This is a genomic window from Caballeronia sp. BCC1704, assembly GCF_902833455.1.
In the GTDB taxonomy this organism is placed as follows: Bacteria; Pseudomonadota; Gammaproteobacteria; order Burkholderiales; family Burkholderiaceae; genus Caballeronia.
In genome coordinates this window covers 572,480-596,775 of the sequence record NZ_CADFFT010000004.1, presented here as the reverse complement: position 1 = coordinate 596,775, position 24,296 = coordinate 572,480, and the positions used below count along the sequence as shown (strand labels likewise).

The following is a 24,296-nucleotide window of genomic DNA, read 5'->3' as shown; positions in this document are numbered from 1 at the left end:
ATCGCCTCATTATAGAAACGACCGGGACACAACGTGTCTCGAACGACACGTCGTCAGCGAAGCCTACTGAATCAGCTCCTGCTTGCGCGCCCAGACCATCGCGTCGTAACGGCTCGATACGCCCAGCTTCGCGAAGATATTGCGCAGGTTCCATTTCACCGTTTCGAGCGTGATGTTCAGCGTGAGCGCGATGCGCTTGTTCGACATGGCCTGCGCGACGAGCCCGAGAATCTCGACTTCGCGTTGCGTAAGCACGGCGTCCGTCTTCGACGTGTTCGCGCGTCGCAGCATCGACGCGGCGTCGTCCGCGCCAGCGCTATCGGCGAGCTTCGCGACCAGCTCTTCGAGATAGCGCAGGCTGGATGCATCGAGCCGCTTCTCGCGCAACAGAGCGCCGAGCTGCTTGCCGACGATATGCGCTTCATCGACGAACGTCCGCACGAGGCCGAGTTCGCGTCCCGTCTGTACCGCGCGAAGCAGGCATGCGTTCGCGTCGTCGGTCCGCTTCATGTCCGCGAGCACCGCGCCCGACAGCAGATCGACGAGCGCAAGCAAGCGGCTGCGGTTGAAGCCGACGGCATGCGCCCGGACGACATTGAGCGCGCGCAAGGCTTCGGCCGGATCGTCATTGCGCAGCACGCGCGCGCGCGTGAGCGCCGCGTTCGCCGCGATTTCATCGGGAAGCACCGCGCCGTCCGTGTCCGTGTCCGTGTCCGTATTTGCATTCGTCTTGGCGCGCGCCAGTTCGTCCAGCAACGCCGCCGTCTCGCTCGCGCCCGTGCGATCGCCTTTGACGAGCAGAACCTTGACCTGTTCGGCGAGCATATAGCTGACGGCGCGCCGCTGCCCGAGGCTTTGCAGATGCGATGTCTGCTGCCGGATAAACGCGAGCGCGGCATCGGCGCCTTCCTGCAACAGATCGAGCCTCGCGCGGCACAGCGATGCCCAGATCGTGACATCCGGTCCCGACGAATGCAGCAGGCCACGCCGGTTGGCGATCGTCTCGCGTGCGTCGTCGATGCGATCGAGCTCGTAGTAGACCTCCGCGAGCAGGCCGGCGCACACGTTCGCGCTGATCGAATGTTGGCCCGCCGCCTTCACCGATCGCGCGAGCAACGCCGAGCCCAGACGCTCTGCATCGCGCATGCGGCCTTCGAACATGAGATTGGACACCAGCGTCGCCTCGACGACGAGCGCCATGTCGTTGTTGCGATCGGCGTGCGGGACATGATGCGTGTCGAAGAGACGCTTCGCTTCGGCGTAGCGGCCCACCGAGCGATACGCCACGCCCAGTTCCGCGATCAGCATATACCGCAGGAACGGGTTCTCGACGGCCGCGTCGCGCACCGGTTCGAGCAGTTCGATCATGCGCGCGGCGTCATCGTTCTGGAACGCGATGGCCGCCTCGACGAGCGGCAGACTGCGCTCGATCTCCGGCGGAACCGCGTGCGCGCCGCTGCGCAGTTGCGCGAGCCACGCCTTGGCCTTCGCGGGACGCGATGTCAGCGAAACCGTGAGGCAAGCGAGAAACAACAGGCGCGGGTGACGGAACAGCACGTCTTCCGGCACGCGATCCAGCAGATGCAGCGTCGGGCTGAGATAGTCGAGATTCCACGTCGCGGGCGCGGCGCGCTCGATCATGCCGGTGGCGTATTCGATGTCGTTGCCGAGACTCGCGTGCCGCATGGCTTCCGCGAGCAGGCCGTTTTCCGCGAACCAGCGCGCGCCGCGCCTGTGCAGCTCGTTCACGGCGTCGCGGCCGCGCCGCTCGAGACGCGTCGAGAGAAACTCGCCGAAGAGCCGATGCAGGCGATACCAGATCATTCTGTCGTCCGAATCGATTCGGATGGTGAGCAGGTTGTCGTCCTCCATCTTCTTGAGCAGGTCCGCCGCGTTCGCCTGACCCGTCACGCTTTGCGCGAGGGACGCGTTGAAGCGCCGGAACACGCACATGCTCTCGGCAAACGCCGTCAGTTCCTCCGGCAGATGCGCGATGATTTCTTCGCTCAAATAGGTCTGCAGATCATTGGAGCGCCACACGAGATCCTGCAACATGCTCCGCGCTTCCGGGCGATTGCGCAGCATCGTGACGATCAGTTGCAGGCACGACGGCCAGCCGCCCGTGAGCTCGTGAATCAGGCCGAGCTCGTCCGCATTGATCTTGCCGGTGCCGAGGTTTTCATCGAGAAAATGCCGTGTTTCCGGCAGATCGAACGGTAATTCCGCGCTGTCCACTTCGACGATCTGACCCATCATCCGCAAGCGGCTGAGACTCAACGGTGGCGTCACGCGCGACGAGATCACGAGGTGCAGATTGCCCGGACCGTGATCCAGCAGCTTCTGCACGAACTTGTGCGCAGCGGGCGCTTCGACGTGGTGATAGTCGTCGATGATCAGATACACGTCCTTCGGCAGATCGACCGCGCCTTCGACGATGGCCGCGATCGCCGCGTCCATTGCGCTCGCGCTCGTGTCGTCGGGCGGCATGTCAGTTTCCACCGAGATGCCCAGCCGCTGCATCGCCGCGAAAAGTTCCGCGCAGAAATCCGCGTAGCCGCCGTCGTCGGCGGTGAGCGAAAGCCATGCGACCTCCGCGCCGGACTTCAGGCAGTTCTGCCGCCATTGCGCGAGCAGCACGGTCTTGCCGTAGCCGGCGCTGCCGGACACGAGCGCGAGTTGCGCCTGATGCACGCGATCCAGTTGCGCGAGCAGGTTCGTGCGAGGGACATGCCGTGCGCCGATGCGCGGCGGCGAAAACTTGGTGGAAACCAGGTGTTTGGTGAAAGGCGTGGGCAAGTCGTCACCTAGTCGATGCAGTCGTGCGGCGGCCGCGAAAGCCGCGCTGGGGAAGCTCTCTTCGGCGGTCGCTCGACCGCCTGCGATGGCCCCCTCTGAACGAGGGGTGTCAATCGGATGACCGGAAACTAACTTACCCGAACGCGAACGTCAACGAAGGCAATTACTAATACTGTGGAGGAGAGATGAGTTTTTCACATGCGCTCGTGGGCTCCGTAGGCTGGCTGACAATGGACCGTCCGGCCGCGATGAACAGCCTGAATCGCGAGATGGCCACCGGGTTGACCGAGCAACTCAAGGCATGGCGCAACGACGACAACGTGCGTGCCGTCGTGCTGACGGGCAACGGCCGCGCGTTCTGCGCAGGCGCGGATCTGATCGAAGCCGCCGCACCGCCCGCGGAAGGCGTGCGCGATTTCCTCGAACTGATCGTCGAGTTCTTCGACACGCTGCGCGCGTTTCCGAAGCCGGTCATCGCGGCCGTCAACGGGCTCGCGCTCGCGGGCGGGCTCGAAATCGTGCTCGCGTGCGACATCGTGCTCGCATCGGAAACGGCCAAGCTCGGCGACGCGCATTCCAATTTCGGCGTGTTTCCGGGCGCGGGCGGCGCGGCCATTCTGCCGCGCAAGGTGCCTGTGAACGTCGCGCGCTATCTGCTCTTCACGGGCGATGCGATGAGCGCCGCCGAACTGAAGACGCACGGACTCGTGAACGAAGTGCTCGCGCCGTCGGAACTCGCCGCGCGCGCGCAGGCGCTCGCCGACAAGCTCGCTAAGAAGAGCCCGCTCGTGCTCGCGCGCATGAAGCGCGTGGCGAACGAAGCGCCGGACAAATCCGCCGCCGACGCGCTGCGTCACGAACTGCTGGAGCTTCGCGATCATCAGCGTTCCTACGATGTGAAGGAAGGGCTGCGCGCGTTCGCGGAAAAGCGCGAACCGGTGTTCAAAGGCTGCTGACACTCACTCGATCATCAAGGTATCCACATGGAAAAAGTCTATATCGTCGGTGTCGGCATGACGCCGTTCGGCCGTCACCTCGACAAGTCGGTCAAGCAACTGACGGCGTGGGCCGTCGAAGACGCGCTGAAGGATTCCGGCTGCGATCGCAAGTGGGTGCAGGCGGCGTACTTTGGCAACACCACGCAAGGCCACATGCAGGGCCAGCACATGATTCGCGGCCAGGTCGCGTTGATTCCGGCGGGCTTCGGCGGCATTCCTATTCATAACGTCGAGAGCGCGTGCGCGTCGGCGAGCAGCGCGTTCCATCTCGCGGTGACGCAGCTTCGCGCCGGCATGGCGGATGTCGTGCTCGCCGTGGGCGCGGAGAAGATGTACTCGTCGGACAAGGCGCGCATGTTCTCCGTGTTCGATTCGGCGTGGGACGTCGAAACCGCCGAAGCCAACGCGGCGCAGATCGTCGATCTCGGCAAGAACATTTCGCCGCCGCCGGGCACCACGTCGGACAAGCCGTACAGCGTGTTCATGGACGTATACGCGGGCATCGGCCGGCAACTGATGTCGCGCTTGGGCATCACGCAGCGGCAGTTCGCGGCTGTGTCGTCGAAGAATCACAATCATTCGGTGCACAACGAGCGGTCGCAGTATCGCAAGCCGATGAGCATCGAAGAGATTCTCGCCGCGCCGCCGATCACGTATCCGCTGACCTTGCCGATGTGCTCGCCGATCTCCGACGGCGCGGCGGCTGCGATTCTGTGCACCGAGTCGGCGCTGGAACGCTACGGCTTCGATCGCAAGCGCGCGGTGCGCGTGCTCGCGACCGTGGTGCGCTCGGCCTCGCCGCGCGCCGGCGACGATCTCGCCAATCACATCACCGTGCATGCCGCGAAGCTGGCCTACGACGAAGCGGGCATCGGACCGGAAGATATCAACGTCGCCGAACTGCACGACGCGTCGTCCATCGGCGAAATCGCGCTGTGCGAGAACCTGGGCCTGTGCCGCCCCGGCGACAGCGGCGCGATGGCCGAGCGCGGCGAGACGAGCATCGGCGGGCGCTTGCCGATCAATCCGTCGGGCGGTCTGGAATCGAAGGGACATCCCATCGGCGCGACGGGCCTCGGGCAGATTTTCGAGCTCGTCGAACAACTGCGCGGCGAGTGCGGCCCGCGACAGGTGGAAGGCGCGCGCTTCGCGATTCAGGGCAATGGCGGCGGCCTGCGGGGCGTCGAGGAAAGCATCGATCACATCGGCATTTTCGGCCGCGCATGACACCCGCTACCAAGAGATAGACCATGCCTTATCAACTGCCCAACGAAGACCAGAACCTCGCGGTCGAGAGCTTCCGGAAGTTCCTTCAAACCGAAGTCAAACCCGTCGCGCGCGAATATCGCGACCGCTTTATCCCGAAGGAGAAGATGCGCGAGCTGACGCAGCGCATCGCCGAATTCGGCCTGCCGGGCTGCACCGTGCCGGTGGAATACGGCGGGATGGGCTGGTCGATGACCATGCAAGGCATGCTGTTCGAAGAACTCGTGGCGTGCTCGTGCGATGTCGCGCTCGCGGTGATGCTCAACATGGGGCTCGCCTCGATGTTGGTCAACGCGCGTCCCGAAGTGCGCGAGCGCTACATGCCCGGCGTGCTGGCGGGCAAGATCTTCGGCTCCATCGGCATCAGCGAGCCGGACGTCGGTTCGAATGTCGCGGAAATCAAGACGCGCGCCGTGCGTGACGGCGACCACTACATCGTGAATGGCGAGAAGACGTGGATCACGAACGGCGTCTATTCCGACGTGCTCATCTGCACGGTGCGCACGGAGACAGGCCTCTCGCATATCCTGATCGACCGCGCGGAACACGGCTATGAATCGCGCAACATCGAGAAGATCGCGTTGAGTTCGCAATCGACCGCGCAGATCTTCATCACCGATGCGCGCGTCCCGGTCACAAACCTGATCGGCGAAGAGGGCGAAGGGCTGCGCAACACCATGAAAGTGTTCGAAACCGCGCGGGCGCATGTCGGCACGCTGTCGGTCGGCATCATGCGCGCGTCGCTGGAAGAGTCCATCGCGTATGCGAAGGAGCGCAAGCAGTTCGGCAAGGTGCTCGCGTCGCACCAACTGATCGCCGCGAAGATCGCGAACATGGCGATGCTCGTCGACGCGTCGCGCCTCATGTGCCAGCGCGTGTTCGGCCTGATCGACGCGGGTGTGCGCTGCGACATGCAGGCGTCGATGGCGAAGGCGTTCGCCACGGAGTCGGCGGTCCGCGTGTGCCGCGATGCCGTGCAGCTTCACGGCGGCAACGGCATCACGAAAGAGTTCAACGTCGAGCGTCTGTTGCGGGAGGCGATCATCATCCCGATCCCCGACGGCACCACGGAAATTCAGCAGCTCGTTATCTCGCGCGCGCTCACGGGCGTGGCCGCCTTCACCTGACGCGAAACCATCATCGTGCGAAGCGAGCGGTCCGCAAGAGACCGCCGACTATCGGAGACGCGCATGAACAGCGACGAATCGACTATCCGCCTCGCGGCAGGCGGCGAACTGCATTACCCGTTCGACGCCGTTCCCGCATCGGGCGACGCAATCGAAGTCGCGCCCGGCGTGCTGTGGATGCGCTTGCCGCTGCCGGCGTCGCTCGACCACGTGAACATCTGGGCGCTGGAAGACGGCGACGGCTGGGCGATTGTCGACACCGGCCTTTTCATGCCCGATGCGCCGTCGCGATGGGCGGCGCTGCTCGCCGGTCCGCTCGGCTCGCGCCGCATCACGCGCGTGTTCGCCACGCACCATCACGCCGACCACGCGGGCATGGCCGGCTGGCTCGCGCGCCGTTTCGACTGCGAGCTATGGATGACGCGGGCGGAGTATCTGACGTGCCGCGCCTTTGTGGCGGAGCGGGGCCGCGAGGCGCCGCAGGACGCAATTCGCTTCTATCGCCGCGCGGGATGGCGTCACGATACGATCGAGCAATATCGCTCGCGCTTCGGCGTCGCGGCGGGCATGGTGTTTCCGCTGCCCGACAGCTTTCGCCGTCTAGAAGACTGGCAGACGCTCGAGATCGGCAAGCGCCGCTGGCGCGTGAGAGTCGGGCTTGGGCATTCGCCGGAGCACGCCTGCCTGTACTGCCCCGAACTGAACGTGCTGATCTCGGGCGATCACGTGTTGCCGCGCATTTCGTCGAACGTGTCGGTGCTTCCGGTGAACCCGGCGCGAATCCGCTCGGCGAATGGCTGGCATCGCTCAACCGGTTCGCGCGGACTATCCCGGCCGATGCGCTCGTGCTGCCGTCGCACAATGAGCCGTTTCACGGCCTGCATGAGCGCATAGAACGGTTGGACGCCGCCGCGCGACGCGGGCTCGGGAGACTGCGTGACCGGCTCGCCGAACCGCGCCGCGTGGTGGACGTTTTCGGCACGCTCTTCGCCGGCGCGGTGGAAGAAGCACGCTTTAGCCGCTACACGCTTGCCACCGGCGAGGCGCTGGCGTATCTCAACTACTTGCTGGCCAACGGCGAGGCGACTTCGCACGCAGACGATGACGGCGTACTCTGGTATCGCATGCGCGCATGATCCCGCTTTCCGGCGCGGCGGCGCGCCCCCTTGAAACGAGGGGTGTAGCGCGCGCAGCCCGCTGCCTATGATGGACCGATGCCGGTTCTGTCGAACCGCGAGACGACGATAATCGAAGGAGAACATATGACGCGCAAAGTAGTAGTGGCGGGCGTCGGCATGGTGCCGTTCAAGAAGCCGGGTGCGAGCGAAACGTACGATCTGATGGGCGCTGAGGCCGCGCGCGCGGCGCTCGCGGACGCCCGCGTGTCGTACGAGTCCGTTCAGCAAGCCTACGCATGCTTCGTCTATGGCGATTCCACAGCGGGCCAGCGCGCGCTCTATCACGTCGGCATGACGGGCCTGCCCATCTTCAACGTGAATAACAATTGCTCGACCGGCTCAACGGGCCTGTTCCTCGCGCGCCAGGCGATCGAAGCGGGCGCCATCGACGTGGCGCTCGTGGTCGGCTTCGAGCAGATGAACCCCGGCGCGCTCGGCAGCTACTTCAACGACCGGCCGCTGCCCTCCGAACTCTTTCTCGCCCAATGCGAGCGCCTCGGCGTGCCGCAAGAAATTCCGCCAGCACTGCGCATCTTCGGCGGCGCGGGCCTCGAGCACATGAAGCGTTTCGATACGCCGCTTTCGTCGTTCGCCAAGATCCGCGCGAAGGCGAGCCGCCACGCCGCGAACAATCCGCTCGCGGTGTTCCGCAAGGTCGTGACCGCTGAAGACGTGCTGGCCGATCAGGTCATGTGGCCCGGCGTGATGACGCGTCTCATGGCCTGCCCGCCGACTTGTGGCGCGGCGGCGGCCGTGTTGTGCAGCGAGGACTACGCGCGGCGTCATGGGCTCGACACGCGCGTGTGGATCGCCGCGCAGGCGCTGACGACGGATCGCCCGGAATCGCTCACCGGCGACGATCTTCGCTATGTCGCGGGCTACGGCATGAGCCAGGAAGCGGCGAATCAGGTCTACGAAGCATCGGGCATTGGGCCGCAAGACGTGCAGGTGATCGAGTTGCACGACTGCTTCGCGCACAACGAACTGATCACCTACGAGGCGCTCGGCTTGTGCCCGGAAGGTGGCGCGGCGAAGTTTATCGACGACGGCGACAACACGTATGGCGGCAGCCACGTGGTCAATCCGTCGGGCGGGTTGCTGTCGAAGGGGCATCCGCTCGGCGCGACCGGCCTCGCGCAGTGCACCGAACTTGTCCAGCAGTTGCGCGGCACGGCGGGCGACCGGCAAGTGGAGAACGCGCGCGTGGCGCTGCAACACAACGTCGGGATCGGCGGCGCGTGCGTCGTCACGATGTATCGCAATTGAAGCGGAGCGTTCGATGGATTTCCAACCTGATCCGGGTCTCGATGCATTCCGCAAAGAGGTCCGCGCTTTTCTGCGCGAAAGCCTGCCGGCCGTTCTCGCCGGCAAGCCCGTCGGCAGCGTGCGCTCGATGCGCGCCGATCTCGTGCGCTGGCAGCGCATTCTGAACGAACGCGGCTGGGGCGCGCCGTACTGGCCGAAGCAGCATGACGGCACCGGCTGGTCCGTGATGCAGCGCCTCGTGTTCGACGAGGAATGCGTCGCGGCCGGCGCGCCGACGCAGGACGGCTTCGCGCACAAACTGTTCGGCCCCGTGCTGAACGAATTCGGATCGCCGGAGCAGAAGGCGCAACATCGTCCGCTGATTTTGAGCGGCGAGCGCCTGTGGTGTCAGGGCTTCTCGGAGCCGGGCTCGGGTTCGGACCTCGCGTCGCTGTCGACGCGAGCCGAACGCGACGGAGACCACTACATCGTCAACGGCCAGAAGATCTGGACGAGCTACGCGCACGAATCCGACTGGATCTTCCTGCTCGTGCGAACGACCGCGGACGCGAAGAAGCAGGCGGGCATCAGCTTCCTGCTCGTCGATATGGCGACGCCGGGCATCACCGTGCGCCCGATCCGCAGCATCGACGACTGCCATCACCTGAACGAGACCTTCTTCGACAACGTCCGCGTGCCGGTGGCCAACCGCATCGGCGAAGAGGGCGACGGGTGGAAGATCACCAAGTTCCTGCTGAACAACGAGCACGCGACAGCGGCGGATCTGCCGATCCTCCGGCGCTTTCTCGCGCAGATCCGTACGCTGGCGAGAAGCGAGCATTCAGGCGGCCGGTTGCTGATCGAGGAGCCTGAATTCGCGCAAAAGCTCGCGCGCTTCGAGGCCGAAGTGAACGCCATCGCGACGATGGTCACGCGCGTCGCGGCGATGGAAGAGGACCACAGTCCCGCCGCCCACGCCATGGGTTCCATTCTCAAGGTTCGCGGGACCGAGTTGCAGCAACGCCTGTCGGAGTTCATCGTCGAAGCGCTCGGCGATTACGGCGCGGTGGCGTATCCGGAACCTCACGACCCGGCCACCGGCGATCCGCTGCCGCATCAGCAGATCGCGCGCGGCATGGCGAACGAAATGTTCTTCCGGCGCGCTTCCACCATCTATGGCGGAACGAGCGAAGTGCAGCGCGGCATTATCGCGAAGATGCTGTTCCAACTCTGACGGAGCCCACAGGACATGAATTTCAAACTGGATTCCGAGCAGCAACTGCTGCAGGACAGCGTGCGCCGCTTCGCAGAGAAGGAATGCGCGTTCGAGGCGCGCGCCGCGCTATTGAAAAGCGGACGGAGCGAGCCTCTGCACTGGCAGGCGTTCGCGGACAACGGCTGGCTCGCCGCCGCGCTCCCCGAAGCGTACGGCGGGCTGGGCGGCTCGGTCATCGACACGGCGCTGATCGCGCAGGAATTCGGCCGGGCGCTCGTCGTGGAGCCGTATCTCGGCTGCGGCGTGCTCGCTGCGCAAACGCTCGTGGCCGCCGGCGCGCCCGCGCAACTCGATCGCATGGTGCCGCAACTCGCCGATGGTTCGCTGCGGCTGGCGCTCGCCTATAGCGAAGCGCATTCGCGTTGCTTTCCCGAGCCGGTTTTGACGCGCGCCACGCGCACCGCCGAAGGCTTCTCGCTGCGCGGCACGAAGACGCTCGTGCTCGGCGCGCCGGGCGCGAATGCGTTCATCGTGTCGGCCGCAATGGATGACAACGGCCCGCTGACGCTCTTTCTCGTCGCGGCGTCGCGGCCCGGCGTGGCGTGCCGGCCGCTGCGCTTGCACGACGGAAGCTGGGCCGCCGAGATCGCGCTCGATGACGTCGTGGTGAGCGAAGACGCCGTGCTGGGCGCGCCCGGCGACGGACTCGCGGCGCTGCATCACGGCCTCGCGCACGGCACCGTGGCGTTGTGCGCGGAACTGATCGGCGGGATGGAAAAGGCCATCGAAATGTCCGCCGAGTACCTCAAGATTCGCAAGCAGTTCGGCGTGCCGATCGGCAGCTTCCAGGCGCTGCAGCATCGCATGGCGGACATGGCGGCGGAACTCGAAATCGCGCGTTCGATGTTGCTTGCGCTCCTCGCCTCACTTCTGCACGACGACGACGCTGCCGCGCGCCAGCGCACGGTCTCGCAAGCGAAGGCGCTGATCGGCCGCGCCGCGAAGTTCGTGTGCGCGCAGGCCATCCAGCTTCACGGCGGCATCGGCATGACCGAGGAGTATGCGGTCGGCCATTACTACAAGCGCGCGGTCGTCGCGGACGTGCTGTTCGGCAGCAGCGACCGTCACGAAGCGGCCTGCGCCGCGCAATTGCAACACGCCTTGCTTCAGGGGGACATACAGGCATGAAGAACTTCGACAAGATCGCGGACTTGCAGCCGCTCGTGGGCGAATCCATCGGCACGAGCGAGTGGCTTTTGGTCGACCAGGCGCGCGTCAATCTCTTCGCGGACGCAACGGGCGATCACCAATGAATACACGTCGATGTCGAGCGCGCGAAGAGCGGGCCGTTCGGCGGCACCATCGCGCACGGCTTTTTGACGTTGAGCCTGCTGCCGGCGTTTCTCGCCACCGCGTTCCACATCGGGGAAACGAAAAGCGGCCTGAACTACGGTCTGGACAAGGTGCGCTTCGTCGCGCCGGTCAGGGTGGGCGCCCGCGTGCGCGCGCACTTCAGGCTGATCTCGTGGGACGCGATCGGGCAGGGCGGCGCGCAGCTCAAAGTGGAAATGACCGTCGAATGCGAAGGCTCGGACAAGCCCGCGTGCGTCGCTGAATCGATCATGCGTCTGTTTCCCTGAACCTCATCTCTCGACAACTGGAATGGAGCATCAAGCATGAGTATTCGTTTCGATGGCAAAGTCGCGATCGTGACCGGCGCGGGCGCGGGATTGGGGCGGGCGCATGCGCTCGCTTTCGCCGAGCGTGGCGCGAGAGTCGTGGTCAATGATTTCGGCGGCGCGCGCGATGGCAGCGGCGGCTCGTCGGAGGCCGCGCTCGCCGTGGTCGATGAAATCCGCAAGGCGGGCGGCACGGCCATCGCGCACGGCGCGAACGTCGCGGACTTCGCGCAGGTGCAGGACATGGTGAAGCGCGCGGTGGCCGAGTTCGGCCGCGTGGACATTCTCGTGAACAACGCCGGCATTCTGCGCGACAAGAGCTTCGCGAAGCTCGACATGGCCGATGTCGAGGCCGTGCTCGACGTTCACCTGATGGGCTCGATCCACTGCTCGAAGGCGGTGTGGGACATCATGCGCGAGCAGGGCTACGGCCGCATCGTGATGACGACGTCGTCGTCGGGCATGTACGGCAACTTCGGCCAGGCCAACTACGGCGCGGCGAAAATGGGCGTGATCGGCCTGATGAACGCGCTGACTACGGAAGGCAAGAAGAACAACATCAAGGTCAACACTATCGCGCCGGTGGCCGCCACGCGCATGACCGCCGACATCCTGCCCGAAGCCATGCTCGCGCGCATTCAGCCGGAGCGCGTGACGCCGGCCGTGCTGTTCCTCGCAAGCGAGAATGCGCCGTCGAAGACGATCATCGCGGCGGGCGGCGGCGCGTTCGCGGCGGCGACGATCGTCGAGACCGTGCCCGTGCTGCTGCCGGACGCGGAAGTCACGCCGGAAGGCGTGGCGGCGCGCTTCGGGGACATCGCGAACTGGAGCACGGCGCAGGAGTACGAGGAGTCGGGGCAGCAAGTCGGCGCGTTCCTCAAGCTGGTTTGCGCATGACCGAAAGCGCGGTCTAGAAAGCAAAGTGCCCGGTCAAGCCGGGCACGTTGCATTTGCGAGGCAGCGAATTCAGCCGAGACTGCGCGCGATAATCAGCTTCTGAATGTGGCTCGTCCCTTCGTAGATCTTGCAGATGCGCACGTCGCGCAAGTATCGCTCGACGGGGAAGTCGGTGAGATAGCCGTAGCCGCCGTGAATCTGCAGCGCATCGGAGCAGACCTTTTCGGCGATCTCGCTCGCGAACATTTTCGCAATCGACGCTTCCTTCACGCACGCGACGCCGGCATCGCGCAGACGCGCAGCGTGCAGGCAATATTGGTAAGCGACGTCCACTTGCGCGGCCATATCGGCGAGATCGAACGCCACGCCTTGCAGCCGGATGATCGGCCCGCCGTACGCTTCGCGCTCCTTCGCGTAACTCACCGCAGCCTCCAGCGCCGCGCGCGCCACGCCCGCCGCGATGAATGCAATGCCGATCCGCCCATCCGACAGGCCGCCCATCACCTTGCGATAGCCGTCGCCTTCGTCGCCGAGCAGGTTCGCAGCCGGCACGCGGAAGTCTTCGAGCGTGATTTGCGCAGTGTGCGCCGTGTGCTGGCCGAGCTTGCTCTCCACGCGCGTCACGTGATAGCCGGGCTGGCTCGGATCGATGATGAACAGGCTCGCGCCGCGTTTGCCGGCAGCCTTGTCGGTCATCGCATACAGGACGCCGACGCCCGCTTCGCTGCCGTTCGAAATGAACTGCTTCGAGCCGTTGACCACGTAGCTGTCGCCGTCCTTGCGAGCGGTGGTGCGCAGCGCGGCGGTGTCGGAGCCGGCGTGCGGTTCCGTCAACAAGAACGCGCCGATGGACTCGCCGCGCGCCATGGCAGGTAAGTAGCGGCGCTTCTGTTCCTCCGTGCCGTGTTCGACGATGTTTAGCGCCGTGAAGTTGTGCACGTGGATGATCGTGGCGAGGCCCGCGTCGGCGGCGGCGATCTCGTGTTGCGCGAGACACAGGTCCAGCACGCCCGCGCCCGTGCCGCCGTATTCCTCGGGGATCAGCATGCCGAGGAAGCCGAGTTCGGCGAGCGCCTTGAGTTCGTCGCGCGGCCACGCCGACTCGCGATCGCGCCGTGCAGCCGTCGGCGCGACGATTTCGCTGACCACGCGACGCGCCGAATCGCGAATCAGGTTCTGTTGTTCGGTCAGGAACAGGTGAGCGGTGTCGGTCATTTGGAATCCTTCGTAAAGTCGGAATGGGAAGAGCGCGCCCAGTCGCGCAGCACCGCTTCGGTGTGCTGCCCGCGGCGCGGAATCTCGCCGGGCGGGGCGGGCGGCGTGACGGAAAAGCGCGGCGCAGGGTTCGCCTGGAGCACGCCGTTCTCACGCATGTAGATCTCGCGCTGACGCATGTGCGGATGCGCAGCGGCTTCCTCCGGGCTCAGGACCGGCGCGAAGCACGCATCGGTTCCTTCGAGCAGCGCGCACCATTCGTCGCGCGTGCGCGTGGCGAAGAGTTCGGCGAGCCGCTCGCGCAGCGCGGGCCACGCACGGCGGTCGTAGGGCTTGGCGAACGCGGGGTCGTCGGACAGGCCGAGCTTGTCGAGCAGCAACGCATAGAACTTCGGCTCCAGCGATCCCACCGACACATAGCCGCCGTCCGCGCAGCGATACGTGTTGTACCAGTGCGGGCCGTCCAGCAGGCTTTCCCCGCGCTCGTGCGTCATCTGGCCGGAAGCCTGGAGCGCGAGCAGCAGCGTCGTCATGTGCGCGCTGCCATCCACGATGGCCGCGTCGATCACCTGACCGTGGCCCGTGGCGCGCGCGTGCATGACCGCCGCGAGAATGCCGACGGCGAGATACAGCGCGCCGCCGCCAACGTCGCCGACGAGGCTGGGCGGCGGCAGGGGCGCCGTGCCCGGCTGACCGGCGTACCACAGCGCGCCCGACAGCGCGATGTAGTTCAGATCGTGCCCCGCCGCCTGCGCGAGTGGGCCGTGTTGCCCCCAGCCGGTCATGCGGCCGTAGACGAGCCGTGAATTTCGCGCGAGACATACGTCCGGCGCGAGCCCGAGACGCTCCATTACGCCGGGGCGCATGCCTTCGATCAGCACGTCGCAATGCTCGACGAGGCCGAGCACCGTCTCGACCCCATCGGCGCTTTTCAGATCGACCGCGACCGAACGCTTGCCACGATTAGCGATCTGCGTGTCGCCGAGATCGAGCGCGTCGGCGGCCGCTGCGATGCGGTCGACGACCACCACGTCCGCGCCGAGATCCGCGAGCAGCATGCCGCAGAATGGCCCCGGCCCGATGCCCGCGATCTCCAGCACTCTGAGCCCGGCAAGCGGCCCGCGCTTTGTCGCTGTCATTGACTGCCTCCGTATGTTCGTGTCGGCCAATGATAGAGAGCGGCCGGCGCGCGCACGCCCCCTCGTCGCGAGGGGGCGCGGCGCGCGATGCGCTGTCTGATGGCGACGTAGCACGACAGCCGGCTTCAGCGCGGGGCGTTCATCGTTTTCCCGTAGCGAGAACCTGGCGTTGCTGTCGGTGCGCAAACGGAACGCCCTTTCGGATCAATGCTTTGCGCGAGTTGCATCGCACTAGCTGACCGGGCTCGCGCTCCGCGGCATCCCCCCTTTAACGAGGGGGCGGCGCGAATCGGGATACCGCATATCCTTCGCCATGTACCCCGCATACGGGCGTACCGGGCACCGGAGGATAGACGCGATACCGACACACGTTTCGATCGCAGGTCATGCACATACCTAAGCATCGCCGCACCTCGTTGGCGGACGCGCCGGTGCGGGAGAGCATGAGCCGCGAAGTCGCGGTCGAAAGCGCGTAGTGCGTCCTTCAAGCCACGCGACAGAAGTGAGCATTTAGATAAGCATATCTAATTAACGATGGACGACGCAGAGCGTCCACGTTTGCGACGCGGACGGCGCTGGCCCGCGTCCAACGGAGAGTGAGCAATCGCGAATGTTGTAACCGCACCTGGCCGGATGCGGCACAAAAAAAGGAGACAGGCGTGCGCTTCATCAGACAGACGATTTTGGCAATGGCAGCGGCCGCTGCGGCCGGTAGCGCGGCGGCGCAATCGAGCGTCACGCTGTACGGCGTGGTCGATGTATTCGGTCAGTATCTCAACAACGGCGGCACATCTTCGATCATGGAGCGCAGTGGCGGGCTGGCCGGTTCGCAGGTCGGCTTCAAGGGAACCGAAGACCTGGGTGGCGGCTTGCGCGCGGTCTTCGACCTCGAGAGCGGATACACGACCAACAACGGCGGGTTCTTCGTGGATCCTACCGCCTTGTTCTACCGGCAGGCGTGGCTCGGGCTGACGCACGAGCGATACGGCACGCTGTCGTTCGGCCGTCAATACCAGCCCACTTTCTGGGTGCTGTATTACGGCGATCCGTTCAGGGGCAACGAGGTCTTGTCGCCGCTTTCGGCAGCGGCCATCGCCACTGACCGCAACACGCTCGCGACTCAGGCCGGCCCCGGCCGTCTCAGCAATTCGGTGCTGTATAAGTCGCCGAATCTGAACGGCTTCCAGCTGTACGCGATGTACGCGCTCGCGGCCACCTCGTCGTATCCGGTGCCGACGACGCTCGGCAACACGCTGGACGTCGCCGCCATGTACACCGGATACGGCTTCTATGCAGGCATCGCTTATCAGAACGAGCATCAGGGCGCGAGAACGTTGCCAGGACTGCCGGGACCGCTCGCCATGATGTCGACCGATCACTATACGGGCGCGCTGGCGTATCGCTTCGGTATCGTGAATCTGCAGTTCAACTACATCTACTCGCGGCCGCAGAGCGCACCGGCAGGCTCGCTCGCAGCACGCCTGAACGCGGCGAATTCGAACAGCATCGCCGAAGCCGGCATGACGATCCAGGCAACGGATGCGGACGTCATCGAGTTCGCCGCCGTCCAGCGCAAGGTGCGCGGCGCGGACAACAACACGCTGGCGTTCGAGCTCGGCGCGGATCACAGCCTGTCGAAGCGCACCACGGTCTACGCCCGCGCGGGCTATATGAAGAACCACGGCACCGCGACGATGAGCTGGCCGGGCGTTTCGGTGACGAAGCCCGAGACATCGCAGACGCTCGTCGGCGTGGGTTTGTCTCACCGTTTCTGATCTATCGGACGCCAATCAGGAAACACGCATGAAACTGGAAAACAAGGTGGCCATCGTCACGGGCGCGGCCTCGGGCCTCGGTCTCGCGACGTGCAAGGCGCTCGCCGCAGCGGGCGCGACAGTCGTCGGCTTCGATCTCGACGCCGACAAGCTGCGTGAGGCGCTCGGTCCGTCTATCTCCTCGTTCGCGGTCGATGTCGCCGACGAAGCGAGCGTTCAGCGGGCCATCGCGGCGGTCGTCGACCTGCATGGGCGCGTGCACATTGCGGTGAACTGCGCGGGCGTGCTCGGCCCGTGCAAGACCATTTCGAAAGGCCAGCTTTTCCCGAGCGAACTATGGAACCGCGTGCTGTCGGTCAATCTCACCGGCACGTTCAACGTGCTGCGCCACGCGGCGCTCGCCATGACGAACAACGAACCCGAAGACACGGGCGAGCGCGGCGTCATCATCAACACGGCGTCGGGCGCGGCGAAGGGCGGTCAGATGGGGCAGGCCGCGTACAGCGCGAGCAAGGCGGGCGTGATCGGCATGACGATTCCCGTGGCGCGCGATCTCGCGGAACACGGCATCCGCGTGCTGGCGGTGTCGCCCGGGCTGTTCGAATCGGGCATGTCGGCGGGCATGCCGCAGAAGGTGTCGGACGGTCTCATCGAAAAGATGCTCTTTCCGCGACGGATGGGCCGCGCGCAGGAGTTCGCCGCGCTCGTCGTTCATCTGGTGCAAAACGCATACATGAACGCGACGGTGGTCGATATCGACTGCGGCACGCGTTGAGGCGCGATGGTTTCGAAGCATCGCAAAAGGAGGGGTACGTGAAGGTTCTGATCGCAGTCAAGAGAGTGACCGATGCTAACGTGAAGGTCGCCGTAAAGTCCGACCACACGGGCGTCGACATTGCCAACGTGAAGATGTCGATGAACCCGTTCGACGAAATCGCCGTGGAAGAGGCGGTGCGTCTGAAGGAAGCGGGCGTCGCAACGGAAGTGATCGCGGTGTCGTGCGGCGTTACGCAGTGTCAGGAAACGCTGCGCACGGCGCTGGCGATTGGCGCGGATCGCGCGATTCTCGTTGAAACCGCCGAGGAATTGCAGCCGCTCGCCGTCGCGAAGCTGCTGAAAGCGCTGGTCGATCAAGAAAAGCCGGAACTCGTGATTCTCGGCAAGCAGGCGATCGACGACGATTCGAACCAGACCGGTCAGATGCTTGCCGCTTTGGCGGGTCTGCCGCAGGCGACGTTTGCATCGAAAGTCGTGATCGCCGATGGGCGCGCGACTGTCTCGCGTGAAGTCGATGGCGGCGCGGAAACGCTGTCGCTCAAGCTGCCCGCGGTCGTCACGACCGACCTGCGCCTGAATGAGCCGCGCTACGTGACGCTGCCCAACATCATGAAGGCGAAGAAGAAGCCGCTGACGACGGTCACGCCTGCGGATCTCGGCGTCGATGTCGCGCCGCGTCTGAAGACGCTGAAGGTCACCGAGCCGCCCAAGCGCAGCGCCGGCGTGACGGTGCCGGACGTCAAGACGCTGGTGGAGAAACTGAAAACCGAAGCGAAGGTGATCTAACGTGACGACTCTCGTAATTGCAGAACACGACAACGCGTCGATCAAGGCGGCGACGTTGAACACGGTCGCGGCAGCGGCCAAGCTCGGCGGCGATATTCACGTGCTGGTCGCGGGTTCGAACGCGCAGGGCGCGGCGGAACAAGCGGCGAAGATCGCAGGCGTTTCGAAGGTGCTGCTGGCCGATGCGCCGCAACTCGCGGAAGGACTCGCGGAGAATGTCGAAGGCACGGTGCTGAACATCGCGAAGGACTATTCGCACATCGTGGCGCCGGCGACGGCTTACGGCAAGAACATCGCGCCGCGTATCGCCGCGCATCTGGATGTCGCGCAGATCAGCGAGATCACGGCTGTGGTGAGCGCCGATACGTTCGAGCGTCCGATCTACGCGGGCAACGCGATCGCGACGGTGCAATCGGCTGATCCGATCAAGGTCATCACGGTGCGCGCGACGGGCTTCGATCCGGTCGCGGCGGAAGGCGGCAGCGCATCGGTCGAGAAGATCGAAGCAGCGGCCGATGCGGGCGTCTCGCAGTTCGTGAACCGCGAAGTGACGAAGCTCGACCGCCCGGAACTGACGAGCGCGAACATCATCGTCTCGGGCGGGCGCGGACTCGGCAGCGGCGAGAACTACACGCAAGTGCTGGAGCCGCTCGCGGACAAGCTCGGCGCGGCGCTGGGTGCATCGCGCGCGGCGGTCGACGCGGGCTACGTGCCGAACGACTATCAAGTGGGCCAGACGGGCAAGATCGTCGCGCCGCAGTTGTATGTGGCCGTCGGCATCTCCGGCGCGATTCAGCATCTGGCCGGCATGAAGGACAGCAAGGTGATCGTCGCGATCAACAAGGATGCCGAAGCGCCGATCTTCAGCGTGGCGGATTACGGCCTCGTCGGCGATCTGTTCGCGACGGTGCCCGAACTCGTCGGCGAGCTAGGCGCAGCCGCCTAGCCCGACGAGACGATCCGCGCGAGAAGACCGCAACACATCAACCGGGCGCGAAACCCGGCGCCGCCCCGCATGACACCCCGTTCACTTTGAAGGAATCAGCATGACAGCGATGTACCAGGTCCATGACGGCGTGGCCGTCATCACGCTCGACCATCCTCCGGTCAACGGTCTGGGTCATGCAACCCGGACCGGCATCATGAACGGCATGAGCCGCGCGCTCGACGACGCAGCGGTCAAGGCCATCGTCATCACGGGAGCGGGGAAGGCGTTCTCGGGCGGCGCGGATATCCGCGAGTTCGGCACGCCGAAAGCGTTTCAGGAGCCGAGCCTCGCGACGGTCATCGACACCATCGAGCGATCGGAAAAGCCGGTCGTCGCCGCGATTCACTCGGTCGCGATGGGCGGCGGGCTCGAACTCGCGCTCGGCTGCCACTACCGGCTCGCCACGCGGCAAGCGAAGATCGCGCTGCCCGAAGTCAACCTCGGTCTGTTGCCGGGTGCGGGCGGCACGCAGCGCCTGCCGCGCGCAGTCGGCCTCGAAGCCGCGCTGAACATGATCGTGTCGGGCAAGACCATGCTCGCCGAACAGTTCGCGGGCACGGGCCTCTTCAACGAGATCGTCGCCGATGATGTCGTCGCGGCCGCCGTGACATTCGCGCGCGATGTCGCCGAGCGTGGCGGTTCGCATCCCAAGCTGCGCGACGCAAAAGTGCAGCACGCGCACGCCGAAGCGTATCTCGGCTTTGCGCGCAGCACGGTCACGGCGAGCGCAGGGCCGTATCCCGCGCCGCTGGCATGCGTGGATGCGGTCGCGGCATCGCTGAGGCCGTTCGATGCAGGCATCAAGGCCGAGCGCGACGGCTTCATGGCGTTGATGAACACGCCCGAGTCTCGCGCGCTGCGCCACGCCTTCCTCGGCGAACGCGCGGCGAGCCGCATCTTCGACGTGCCCGCCGATACGCCGACGCGCGCCATCGCGAAAGTCGCCGTGATCGGCGCGGGCACGATGGGCGGCGGCATCGCGATGAACTTTCTGAACGCGGGCGTGCCGGTCACGCTGCTCGAAATGAAAGCGGACGCGCTGGAGCGCGGCGTCGGCGCGATTCGCCGCAACTACGACAACACCGCGAAGAAGGGCAAGCTCACGCAAGACGAAGTGGACGTGCGCATGGCGCGGCTTGCGACCACGCTCTCGTACGACGACATCCGCGACGCCGATCTCGTGATCGAAGCCGTGTTCGAAGATCTGGAGGTCAAGAAGAGCGTGTTCCAGCGGCTCGACGAAGTGGCGAAGCGCGGCGCGATCCTGGCATCGAATACGTCGACGCTCGATATCGACGCCATCGCGTCTTTCACGAGGCGCCCGCAAGACGTGATCGGCATGCACTTCTTCAGCCCCGCGAACGTGATGAAGCTGCTGGAAGTGGTGCGCGGCGCGCGGACCGCGAAGGACGTGCTCGCCACCGTGATGCAGCTCGCGAAGAAGATCGGCAAGGTCGCGGTGGTGTCGGGCGTGTGCGACGGTTTCATCGGCAATCGCATGATCGAGCAGTACAGCCGTCAAGCCGGCTTTCTGCTCGTCGAAGGCGCGCTGCCGCAGCAGGTGGACCGCGCGATCGAGCGCTTCGGCTTCGCCATGGGCCCGTTCCGCATGATCGACATGGCGGGCAACGACATCAGCTGGGCGATCCGCAAGCGCCGCGCCGTCGAGCAGCCCGAGTTCAACTACTCGAAAACGGGCGACCTGCTGTGCGAAATGGGCCGCTTCGGCCAGAAAGCGCAGGCGGGCTGGTACGACTACAAGCCTGGCGATCGCAGGGCGTATCCGAGCGCGGTCGTCGACGAAATGATCGTGCGGCATTCGGAGGATCTCGGCATCGCGCGCCGCGAGATCAGTGACGAGGAAATCGTCGAGCGGCTCGTGTTCGCGCTCGTCAACGAAGGCGCGCTGATCTTGCAGGAAGGCATCGCGTCGAAGGCATCCGATATCGACATGGTCTATCTGCACGGCTACGGCTTTCCGAAGTTTCGCGGCGGCCCGATGCAGTACGCGGACGAGATCGGCCTCTACGCGGTGGCGCAGGCCATCCGGCGCTACGCCAAGGGCTACCAGGGCCACGCGTGGACGGTCGCGCCGCTCTTGCAGCGCCTCGCCGATGCCGGCGCGAGCTTCAACGACTGAGGACCGAGACATGAACGAGGCAGTGATCGTATCGACGGCGCGCACCGCGCTGGCCAAAAGCTGGAAGGGCGCGTTCAACATGACGCACGGCGCGACGCTCGGCGCGCACGCGGTCCGGCACGCTATCGCGCGGGCGGGCATCGAGGCCGGCGAAGTGGAAGACGTGCTGATGGGCTGCGCAAACCCCGAAGGCGCGACGGGCGGCAACATCGGGCGTCAGATCGCGTTGCGTGCGGGCTGTCCGGTGACCGTGCCGGGCGCGACCATCAACCGCTTCTGCTCGTCCGGGCTGCAAAGCATCGCGATGGCCGCGCAGCGCGTGATGACGGGCGAGGGCGAGATTTACGCGGCAGGCGGCGTGGAAAGCATCTCGTGGACGCAGCGCCAGATGAACATGGAGTACGCGAACGACCCGTGGCTCGCCGCGAACAAGCCTGAGATCTACTGGAGCATGTTGCAGACGGCGGAACAGGTCGCCAGGCGCTACGGCATCTCGCGCGAGCGGCAGGACGAGTACGGCGTGCGCAGCCAGCAGCGCGCGGCGGCGGCGCGCGAGGCGGGCCGGTTCGACGCCGAGATCGTGCCGATGACCGTCACGGCGGGCGTCGTCGATCGCGCGACCGGCGATATCGTGAGCCGCGAAGTGACCATCGCCGCCGACGAAGGCATTCGCGCTGACACGACGCTGGAAGGCGTCGCGAAGATTCGCAGCGCGCTGCCGGGCGGCGTCATATCGGCGGGCAACGCTTCGCAGTTCTCCGATGGCGCGTCGGCGTGCGTCGTGATGGACGCGCGCGTCGCCGCATCGAAGGGCATCGCGCCGCTCGGCGTGTTTCGCGGCTTCGCGGTGGCGGGCTGCGAGCCGGACGAAATGGGCATCGGACCGGTGTTCGCGGTTCCGAAGCTGTTGAAGAAAGCGGGGCTGACGGTTGACGACATCGGCTTGTGGGAGCTGAATGAGGCTTTCGCCGTGCAGGTCTTGTACTGCGCGGATACGCTCGGCATTCCGATGGAGCGGCTCAACGTGAACGGCGGCGCGATCGCGGTGGGGCATCCGTTCGGCGTGTCGGGCGCGCGGCTCGTCGGACACGCGCTGATCGAAGGCAAGCGCCGCGGCGTGAAGCACGTCGTCGTGACGATGTGCATCGGCGGCGGACAAGGCGCGGCCGGCCTCTTCGAAGTGCTTTGACAAGGACGAGAGACATGTCGTTGATCCTTTCCCGGCGCGATCTGAACTTCCTGCTGTACGAATGGCTGAAGGTCCAGGCGCTCACCGACAACCCGCGCTACGCCGACCATTCGCGCGAAACGTTCGACGCCGCGCTCGATACGTGCGAGAAGATCGCCACCGATCTCTTCGCCCCGCATAGCAAAAAGAGCGATCAGCAGGAACCGCATTTCGACGGCGAGCGCGTGCATGTCATTCCCGAAGTAAAGACGGCGCTCGCGGCGTTCAGCGAAGCGGGATTGATGGCTGCGGGACAGGACTACGACCTCGGCGGCATGCAGTTGCCGGTAGTCGTCGAGAAGGCGGGCTTCGCGTACTTCGTCGCCGCGAATATCGGCACGGCGGCGTTTCCGTTTCTGACCATCGGCAACGCGAACCTGCTGCTCGCGCACGGCACGCAGAAGCAGATCGACGCCTTTGTGCGGCCCGAAATGGAAGGGCGCTTCTTCGGCACGATGTGTTTGTCCGAGCCGCAGGCGGGCTCGTCGTTGTCGGATATCACGACGCGCGCCGAGTACGAGGGCGAATCGGCGTTCGGGGCGCAGTATCGGCTGCGCGGCAACAAGATGTGGATTTCGGGCGGCGAACATGAGCTGTCCGAGAACATCGTCCATCTGGTGCTCGCGAAGATTCCCGGTCCGGACGGCAAGCTGATTCCCGGCGTGAAGGGCATTTCGCTTTTCATCGTGCCCAAATATCTGGTCGAGGAAGACGGCTCGCTCGGCGAACATAACGACGTCGTGCTCGCCGGGCTCAATCACAAGATGGGCTATCGCGGCGTGACCAACTGCCTGCTCAACTTTGGCGAAGGCGTGCGGCATCGGCCGCAGGGCAAGGCAGGCGCGGTCGGCTATCTCGTCGGCGAGGCGGGGCAGGGGCTCGCCTGCATGTTCCACATGATGAACGAGGCGCGCATCGGCGTCGGGCTAGGCGCGGCGGCGCTCGGCTATACGGGCTATCTTCATGCGCTCGACTATGCGCGCAATCGCCCGCAAGGACGCCCCACGGGACGCGCGGGCAAGGACCCGGCGAGCCCGCAAGTGAAGCTCGTCGAGCACGCGGACGTGCGCCGCATGCTGCTCGCGCAGAAGAGCTACGCGGAGGGCGGCCTTGCGCTGAATCTGTACTGCGCGAAGCTCGTGGACGAAGCGCGCGCCGCCGAAGCCGCCGACGATCTTCAGAAACACGAACGCCTCACGCTCTTGCTCGACATCCTGACGCCGATTGCGAAAAGCTGGCCGTCGCAATGGTGTCTCGAAGCGAACAACCTCGCGATTCAGGTGCACGGCGGCTACGGCTACACGCGCGAGTACAACGTCGAGCAGTTCTATCGCGACAACCGTCTCAACGCGATCCACGAAGGCACGCACGGCATTCAGGCGCTCGATCTGCTCGGCCGCAAGGTAACGATGAGGGACGGCGCGGCGCTGCGGCTGCTCGTGGACCGCATGCATGCGAGCGCGGCGCGCGCGTCCGCGACGGGCGATGCGGCGCTCGTCAAGCACGCTTCCACGTTCGACGAATCGGTGACGCGCCTCACGCACGTCACGCGCATGCTGTGGGCGGCGGGCGATCCGTCGGTCACGCTCGCGAACGCGTCGCTGTACATGGAGGCGTTCGGGCATGTGGCCGTTGCGTGGATCTGGCTCGAACAGGCGCTTGCGGCGCGCTTGGGGCTCGCGGCCGCCGGCAATGATGAAGACGCGGCGTTCTATCGCGGCAAGCTCGCGGCCGCCGATTACTTCTTCAAATGGGAACTGCCACGCGTCGGCCCGCAGTTCGATCTGCTGGTGTCGCTGGATCGCACGACGCTCGACATGCAGGACGCGTGGTTCTAGGGGAGCGA

General features: G+C 65.5%; 19 protein-coding genes and 1 pseudogene. 17 read left to right on the top strand and 3 right to left on the bottom strand.

All coding sequences use genetic code 11. The features are described from left to right. Nucleotides 1–63: 63 nt before the first annotated feature. On the bottom strand, nucleotides 64–2,796 hold the full coding sequence (locus tag HWX53_RS22520) for a LuxR C-terminal-related transcriptional regulator (protein WP_175944993.1): 2,733 nt from the start codon (nucleotides 2,794–2,796) through the stop codon (nucleotides 64–66). 185 nt (nucleotides 2,797–2,981) lie between these two features. Between HWX53_RS22520 and HWX53_RS22515 the strand changes: the two genes are divergently transcribed. From HWX53_RS22515 to HWX53_RS22475, 10 genes and pseudogenes are all read left to right on the top strand, one after another. Further along, nucleotides 2,982–3,752: an enoyl-CoA hydratase/isomerase family protein gene (locus HWX53_RS22515; RefSeq protein WP_175944991.1), complete on the top strand. Its 771-nt coding sequence runs from the start codon at nucleotides 2,982–2,984 to the stop codon at nucleotides 3,750–3,752. 27 nt (nucleotides 3,753–3,779) lie between these two features. After that, nucleotides 3,780–5,021, top strand: coding sequence for a thiolase family protein (locus HWX53_RS22510; RefSeq protein ID WP_175944989.1), 1,242 nt, complete (start codon nucleotides 3,780–3,782; stop codon nucleotides 5,019–5,021). 23 nt (nucleotides 5,022–5,044) lie between these two features. After that, a complete protein-coding gene (locus tag HWX53_RS22505) occupies nucleotides 5,045–6,187 on the top strand; it encodes an acyl-CoA dehydrogenase family protein (RefSeq protein ID WP_175944987.1) in 1,143 nt (380 codons plus the stop codon). Nucleotides 6,188–6,250: 63 nt separating this feature from the next. After that, nucleotides 6,251–7,081, top strand: coding sequence for an MBL fold metallo-hydrolase (locus tag HWX53_RS22500; RefSeq protein WP_347879168.1), 831 nt, complete (start codon nucleotides 6,251–6,253; stop codon nucleotides 7,079–7,081). Between the two features lie 68 nt (nucleotides 7,082–7,149). Next, nucleotides 7,150–7,323 carry a hypothetical protein gene (locus HWX53_RS28065; RefSeq protein WP_347879167.1) on the top strand — a complete coding sequence of 58 codons (174 nt, stop codon included), beginning with the start codon at nucleotides 7,150–7,152 and terminating at the stop codon, nucleotides 7,321–7,323. Nucleotides 7,324–7,449: 126 nt separating this feature from the next. Then, nucleotides 7,450–8,631 (top strand): lipid-transfer protein, encoded by a 1,182-nt coding sequence (locus HWX53_RS22495; protein WP_175944985.1) that lies wholly within the window; start codon nucleotides 7,450–7,452, stop codon nucleotides 8,629–8,631. A gap of 13 nt (nucleotides 8,632–8,644) precedes the next feature. Beyond that, on the top strand, nucleotides 8,645–9,844 hold the full coding sequence (locus HWX53_RS22490) for an acyl-CoA dehydrogenase family protein (RefSeq protein ID WP_175944983.1): 1,200 nt from the start codon (nucleotides 8,645–8,647) through the stop codon (nucleotides 9,842–9,844). A gap of 15 nt (nucleotides 9,845–9,859) precedes the next feature. Beyond that, the gene (locus HWX53_RS22485; RefSeq protein ID WP_175944981.1) at nucleotides 9,860–11,014 is read left to right on the top strand and encodes an acyl-CoA dehydrogenase family protein; all 1,155 of its coding nucleotides are present in this window, start codon (nucleotides 9,860–9,862) and stop codon (nucleotides 11,012–11,014) included. Beyond that, a pseudogene (locus HWX53_RS22480) lies at nucleotides 11,011–11,466 on the top strand (MaoC family dehydratase). The gene HWX53_RS22485 and the pseudogene HWX53_RS22480 overlap by 4 nt, the downstream one beginning before the upstream one ends. A gap of 36 nt (nucleotides 11,467–11,502) precedes the next feature. Next, nucleotides 11,503–12,402 carry an SDR family NAD(P)-dependent oxidoreductase gene (locus tag HWX53_RS22475; RefSeq protein ID WP_175944979.1) on the top strand — a complete coding sequence of 300 codons (900 nt, stop codon included), beginning with the start codon at nucleotides 11,503–11,505 and terminating at the stop codon, nucleotides 12,400–12,402. A gap of 69 nt (nucleotides 12,403–12,471) precedes the next feature. Here HWX53_RS22475 and HWX53_RS22470 read toward each other — a convergent pair whose 3' ends face one another. Both HWX53_RS22470 and HWX53_RS22465 read right to left on the bottom strand, forming a co-directional pair. Further along, nucleotides 12,472–13,617: an acyl-CoA dehydrogenase family protein gene (locus tag HWX53_RS22470; RefSeq protein WP_175944977.1), complete on the bottom strand. Its 1,146-nt coding sequence runs from the start codon at nucleotides 13,615–13,617 to the stop codon at nucleotides 12,472–12,474. Beyond that, nucleotides 13,614–14,756: a CaiB/BaiF CoA-transferase family protein gene (locus HWX53_RS22465; RefSeq protein ID WP_175944975.1), complete on the bottom strand. Its 1,143-nt coding sequence runs from the start codon at nucleotides 14,754–14,756 to the stop codon at nucleotides 13,614–13,616. Before HWX53_RS22465 ends, HWX53_RS22470 begins: the two co-directional genes overlap by 4 nt. Nucleotides 14,757–15,445: 689 nt before the next feature. Here HWX53_RS22465 and HWX53_RS22460 point away from each other — a divergent pair. The 7 genes from HWX53_RS22460 to HWX53_RS22430 all read left to right on the top strand — a co-directional run bounded on the left by HWX53_RS22460 (nucleotide 15,446) and on the right by HWX53_RS22430 (nucleotide 24,288). Then, nucleotides 15,446–16,531, top strand: a complete 1,086-nt coding sequence (locus HWX53_RS22460) for a porin (protein ID WP_175945301.1) — start codon at nucleotides 15,446–15,448, stop codon at nucleotides 16,529–16,531. A gap of 28 nt (nucleotides 16,532–16,559) precedes the next feature. After that, nucleotides 16,560–17,306 carry an SDR family NAD(P)-dependent oxidoreductase gene (locus HWX53_RS22455; RefSeq protein ID WP_175944973.1) on the top strand — a complete coding sequence of 249 codons (747 nt, stop codon included), beginning with the start codon at nucleotides 16,560–16,562 and terminating at the stop codon, nucleotides 17,304–17,306. A 38-nt stretch (nucleotides 17,307–17,344) separates the two neighbouring features. Beyond that, the gene (locus tag HWX53_RS22450; protein WP_175944971.1) at nucleotides 17,345–18,094 is read left to right on the top strand and encodes an electron transfer flavoprotein subunit beta/FixA family protein; all 750 of its coding nucleotides are present in this window, start codon (nucleotides 17,345–17,347) and stop codon (nucleotides 18,092–18,094) included. 1 nt (nucleotide 18,095) lies between these two features. Continuing rightward, nucleotides 18,096–19,040 carry an FAD-binding protein gene (locus HWX53_RS22445; protein ID WP_175944969.1) on the top strand — a complete coding sequence of 315 codons (945 nt, stop codon included), beginning with the start codon at nucleotides 18,096–18,098 and terminating at the stop codon, nucleotides 19,038–19,040. 100 nt (nucleotides 19,041–19,140) lie between these two features. Then, nucleotides 19,141–21,222, top strand: a complete 2,082-nt coding sequence (locus HWX53_RS22440) for a 3-hydroxyacyl-CoA dehydrogenase NAD-binding domain-containing protein (RefSeq protein WP_175944967.1) — start codon at nucleotides 19,141–19,143, stop codon at nucleotides 21,220–21,222. 10 nt (nucleotides 21,223–21,232) lie between these two features. Continuing rightward, nucleotides 21,233–22,411 carry an acetyl-CoA C-acyltransferase gene (locus HWX53_RS22435; RefSeq protein ID WP_175944964.1) on the top strand — a complete coding sequence of 393 codons (1,179 nt, stop codon included), beginning with the start codon at nucleotides 21,233–21,235 and terminating at the stop codon, nucleotides 22,409–22,411. A gap of 14 nt (nucleotides 22,412–22,425) precedes the next feature. Further along, nucleotides 22,426–24,288: an acyl-CoA dehydrogenase gene (locus tag HWX53_RS22430; protein ID WP_175944962.1), complete on the top strand. Its 1,863-nt coding sequence runs from the start codon at nucleotides 22,426–22,428 to the stop codon at nucleotides 24,286–24,288. Nucleotides 24,289–24,296: the final 8 nt, after the last annotated feature.